This is a genomic window from Endozoicomonas sp. YOMI1 (assembly GCF_024606345.1).
Taxonomy (GTDB): domain Bacteria; phylum Pseudomonadota; class Gammaproteobacteria; order Pseudomonadales; family Endozoicomonadaceae; genus Endozoicomonas.
In genome coordinates, this window is the sequence record NZ_JAHHPM010000122.1 from 1 (window position 1) to 5568 (window position 5568).

At 47.3% G+C, this 5568-nt stretch carries 3 protein-coding genes and 1 pseudogene; 3 read left to right on the plus strand and 1 reads right to left on the minus strand.

Annotated features, from left to right (window positions below):
* Positions 1 to 303 precede the first annotated feature (303 nt).
* The 3 genes from KDK15_RS04530 (at position 304) to uvrA (ending at position 4935) form a co-directional block, all read left to right on the plus strand.
* Positions 304 to 1005: a hypothetical protein gene (locus KDK15_RS04530; protein ID WP_257294176.1), complete on the plus strand. Its 702-nt coding sequence runs from the start codon at positions 304 to 306 to the stop codon at positions 1003 to 1005.
* A 536-nt stretch (positions 1006 to 1541) separates the two neighbouring features.
* Positions 1542 to 2018 carry a hypothetical protein gene (locus tag KDK15_RS04535; RefSeq protein WP_257294177.1) on the plus strand — a complete coding sequence of 159 codons (477 nt, stop codon included), beginning with the start codon at positions 1542 to 1544 and terminating at the stop codon, positions 2016 to 2018.
* 91 nt (positions 2019 to 2109) lie between these two features.
* Positions 2110 to 4935 (plus strand): excinuclease ABC subunit UvrA, encoded by a 2826-nt coding sequence (gene uvrA / locus KDK15_RS04540; protein ID WP_257294178.1) that lies wholly within the window; start codon positions 2110 to 2112, stop codon positions 4933 to 4935.
* 316 nt (positions 4936 to 5251) lie between these two features.
* Here the strand turns inward: uvrA and KDK15_RS04545 are convergent.
* Positions 5252 to 5568, minus strand: a pseudogene (locus tag KDK15_RS04545) (hypothetical protein); the annotation flags it as partial.

A 5568-nucleotide genomic window follows, 5' to 3' on the forward strand; every position in this document is an offset into this window, starting at 1 on the left:
TAGTAACTGCCCACTTAGCCAGAAATATACGATTCCATTTGGCCAACTACTTAGTCCACAGCTAAGCAAGAACACTCGCTGTCCTCTGCGACAAAATGTCACTGTTACAACCATGACATGTTGACTATAAAAACAACTTTGAGCCAGTTGATGTTTCGTTGTGTGTTCCTCTTATAAAATCCCCGATCACTGCTATCTTCAGGTTTTCCCTGACCACAGGTATCAGGATCTGGTATAAAGATAGCGGCAATAGTCTCCTAATTTCAGGTTTTGAGCGCTATCCTCACTTGGGTAGATTAATTCATGAGTGATATCTTAAAAAAAATCATCTTTTTCATATCGGTCATTTGTTTTCCCTTACTTGCTGTATCTACGGCATTTCCTGATGGTATATCAATACCCGAAACACCCATTTCTGCACGTTACAAAAAGCTAAACAGTGATGGTACAGAAACCAACTGCATTGTGACCGGAAATGAAACTCAAGAAGAACGGGAAAGCCTGCAGAAAGCAGGTTGCACTCTGGAAACACTTCGAAATAACCATGATATAGACGTTGAGGTCACATTACAGACAAACGGTGGTTTCAAATCGGTCCTGATGACCTCCAAATACTATTTAATGTGGTTAAACAGCGGCCTTCATGCCGTCAATATTTCTCGCAACTTACCTTTTGCTGTCACCAGCCTGGTGACACTTCATCCCATTGATTCACTCTTTTATCTCAGTTATTCGGCACTGTATAATGTCGGCCTGTCCCGTAATGCAAATCAGACTCTCTACCCATTCCTTGGCAAAAACTTCTCATCTTACTTTTATCCTGACGGCCAGGATAAAGACAGCAACAGCGATGAACTCAAGAGCGTTGGCCTTGGTGGCCACATGCTGATTATTGGGGCTGATCTGATTATGTGGTGGCTAGAAGCCCCTTTCTTTGGCTTTGACATAAACAAGCTGATGCTCGGTCTGGATTTATTTCACTTCGCCCTTGATATGGCAATATAAACCGGACAGGACATTCTCGATAGAATGCCTTGTGAACATGGCTAACCCACAAAAAATACCTGCGAGATCAAAATGGTTTGTGCACCAAATTAGAAAACTATTCAAAACCAGCACGTCGGTTGGAGAGTAAACCAGAGGGATAAACGCTATCCATGTCACAAAATACCTACGCCCTTGCCAGGAATAACAAAATTAACAAAACAACACGACATTTGTTGAATTTTCGGTTTCGAGGCATCCTCTCCCTGCTGCTTACCTTTTCTCTCCCATGTCTGTCCAACACGATCAAAGAAGAAAGCACAAGCTTCTCGATTTCAGCCAGCTATACGACAATTAATGAATATGGAAAAGAAATCCTCTGCACAATCTCAAGTAACGACAGCATTGAAAAACTGCAGGCGTTGAAAAGCTCAGACTGTAAGCTCCCCGTCTCAAAGGACCCTATTGATCAGTCAGTCATTCTGATCTCCCATAGCCCCTACCATGAAACAAAGCAGATATTACTCACTACCCGAAACCTGCTGATGTGGTCCTACATGGCAGTGCATGTATACAAACTCCTGGACTCGGGAAACATCCTCTGGACTCAAAAAGAAGCCTGCCCCTGCAGTGGGAAATTAATGGATATCAGCAATCAACCAGACAGGTTAATGACCAAAGGTTTCTTTTTTACCTATTATCTCTTGAGCCTTGGATATCATGGCTGGCGTTATATTCAATCCTATATAAATCCTGATACAACTGGTTCTGACAACAGTAAAACATCTGAATCCAAGCATGATGAACCTGCATGGTCCGACACGCTTTATAACCTCATATCCAGAGTTTCAGAGTATCCTTATGCCGGTCAAATCCTGACACTAGCTCTGGATTCAGCCGCATTGAAATGGGACTGTCGATGCCCAGGATATTTTACCGACGCCAAAGGCGGCCTTTACTTCAACGGCCACCTCTGGATGCTTTTGCTGAATGTCGCAATTTTTACTACAGACTTGGCAATTGACTATTTATAATACTCCGTTTGCTCTCAGAGCCTGTTGGTGACCTTTCTCAGCTTGCAGAAATGTCACCAACAGGCTCTCTAACTGGCACGGAGAAAAGGCTGTGGAAAAGATTACCGTACAGGGCGCTCGTACACACAATCTGAAGAACATCAACCTGGAGATGCCCCGTGACAGCCTGATAGTAATCACTGGACTATCCGGTTCCGGTAAATCTTCCCTGGCCTTTGACACACTATATGCAGAAGGCCAGCGACGTTATGTTGAGTCACTGTCAGCCTATGCCCGCCAGTTTCTATCCATGATGGAAAAGCCCGATGTGGACCATATCGAAGGACTCTCGCCGGCTATCTCCATTGAGCAGAAATCCACCAGCCATAACCCGCGCTCTACCGTCGGTACGATCACGGAAATCTATGATTATCTCCGGTTGCTGTTTGCCCGCGTCGGCATTCCGCACTGCCCGACACACCACCTGCATCTGGAAGCTCAAACCGTCAGTCAGATGGTAGACCAGGTTCTGGCACTGCCTGAAGGGACTAAACTGATGCTTCTGGCCCCGGTGGTCAGGGGGCGCAAAGGTGAACACCTCCATGTATTCAACGAACTGAGAAGCAACGGTTTTATTCGTGCCAGAATCAATGGGATTGTCACTGATCTTGATACACCACCAAAACTGGATAAAAAGAAAAAGCACACCATCGAAGTGGTCATAGACCGCTTTAAGGTGCGTGATGATTTACAACTGCGCCTCTCCGAGTCGTTTGAAACGGCCCTTGAGTTAACCGATGGTCTTGCTACTGTCAGCTACATGGATGATGGCTCTAAAGACGACATTGTCTTCTCTTCCCGGTTCGCCTGCCCAGAGTGTGGTTACAGCCTCAATGAGCTTGAACCACGGCTTTTTTCCTTTAACAATCCAGCCGGAGCATGTTCCAGTTGTGATGGGCTGGGTGTTAAGCAGTTCTTCGATCAGGATCGTATAGTACAGCACCCTGAATTGACCCTGGCAGAAGGCGCAATCCGTGGTTGGGACCGCCGCAGCGTTTATTACTTTCATCTGCTGAAATCACTGGCCGCTCACTATGGATTCAGCATTGATACCCCATTTGATGACTTAAGTCCGGAACAGCAGAACATTATTCTTCATGGCTCTGGTGATGAAGACGTCAACTTCAGTTACGTCAATGACCGGGGGGATGTCTATAAAAAACGGCATATCTTTGAAGGCATCATTCCAAACTTTGAGCGACGTTTCAGGGACACCGACTCACAGTCCGTCCGGGAGGAGCTGGCCAAATACCTCAGTACTCAGCCATGCCCATCCTGTAAAGGCACTCGTTTACGGAAAGAAGCCCGGAATGTATTCATCCAGAATGAAACCCTGCCGGACCTGGTTAAATTACCTGTTGAAAAAGCCCTGATCTATTTTCAGGATCTTGACCTGCCCGGTCGCCGTGGCGAGATTGCCAGGAAAGTGCTCAAGGAAATCTGTGATCGACTGAGCTTTCTGGTCAATGTCGGCCTGAACTATCTTACCCTGGAGCGCAGTGCGGATACCCTTTCCGGTGGTGAGGCCCAGAGAATACGTCTGGCCAGCCAGATTGGCGCAGGTCTTGTTGGGGTTATGTATATTCTTGATGAACCCAGTATCGGGCTGCATCAACGGGACAATGAACGCCTTCTGAATACGCTGACCCGATTGCGAGACCTGGGTAATACGGTGATCGTCGTTGAACATGATGAAGATGCCATTCGCAGCGCAGATCATGTGATCGATATTGGCCCTGGCGCAGGTGTTCATGGTGGTGCCATCGTCGCCCAGGGAACCCCTGAACAGATCATCGACTCACCCGCTTCTTTAACGGGTCAATACCTCTCAGGTATTCGCAAGATCAATGTGCCATCCAACAGAACACCCGCAGACGCGAAGAAAACCCTGAAACTCATTGGTTGCATCGGAAATAACCTGAAAAATGTCTCACTGGAAATTCCAGTGGGCTTGATGACCTGCATTACCGGCGTTTCAGGTTCTGGCAAGTCCACCTTAATCAATGGCACACTGTATCCGCTGGCAGCCACAGCGCTCAATAAAGCAACGACCTTAACCGCTGCTCCCTATAAAAAGCTGACCGGCATTCATCACTTTGATAAATGCATTGATATTGACCAGAGCCCCATCGGCAGGACTCCACGCTCTAACCCGGCAACCTACACCGGGATTTTTACCGCCATTCGTGAACTCTTCGCTGGCACTCAGGAGGCTCGTTCACGTGGCTATAAACCCGGTCGCTTCAGCTTTAATGTAAAGGGTGGCCGATGTGAGGCCTGTCAGGGAGACGGTGTTATCAAGGTAGAGATGCACTTTCTGCCAGATATCTACGTTGCCTGCGATGTCTGTAAGGGCAAACGTTATAACCGTGAAACCCTGGAAGTAAAATACAAAGGCAAGAGCATCCACGAAGTACTTGAAATGACGGTGGAAGAAGCCCTGCAATACTTCGATCCAATACCTGCGGTCAAGCGCAAACTGCAAACCCTGATGGATGTAGGGCTTTCCTATATTCATCTTGGACAAAACGCCACCACCCTGTCCGGTGGTGAAGCTCAGCGGGTGAAACTGGCTAAAGAGCTGTCGAAACGGGATACCGGTAAAACACTCTATATTCTTGACGAGCCAACCACCGGGCTCCATTTTCACGACATTGAACAGCTACTCTCCGTCCTTCATCGCTTGAGAGATCACGGTAACAGTGTGGTCGTCATTGAGCACAACCTGGATGTTATTAAAACTGCAGACTGGATTATTGATCTGGGCCCTGAGGGTGGTGATGGTGGCGGCCAGATTATTGCTGCTGGCACTCCGGAAGCCGTATCGGATGTTCCAGAGTCCCATACCGGCCGCTTCCTGAAACCAATGCTTGCTTGACACGCGGCTATTTTAAGGTGCAGAAAAGAAGCCAAATCTGCACCTATTGAAAAGAGTATCCCTCTTCCCTGATAGAAAAAGAAGGATACCTCGGCCAGGATCCCTTAATATCAATATGACGATCGCCTGTTGGCCAGGATCCCAATGGGGTTTTCCAGCGATGGGTCTGCACCGTTTTCATGATACGAAGATAGTTTAACGTCATGGTCAGGTTCGTCGCATCCAATGGGATGCTATCAATTTCCTGCTTGAGAAACGGCAGAAGCCAAATATCAATCTGCTGATCACCAACCGGGGTCGTATAAGAGAGATATTCCTACATAATGGTCGCCATGGTTATTAAAAAGCATCCTGAATGAGCCAACAGGCCTGATCCAGTGCAACATAACCTTTCTCCCTCCAGAGATGCAAAGGTAAAAGCCATCGGTACTAATACCGGACTGGACTTATTTTCTTCCGCTGGCCATAGAACACTGAGAACATTTCCTTCATATTCCGCTTTTGCATACTGAGCTTCCTCACGAGCCTGAGTCAGCATATTCCCCAGATAGCTCGCCTGCCCGCTAATACCAATTCCACCTTCTGAATATGATATCGAGCAAGTCATTTTGGACCGCTGGGCAAGGCGGAATG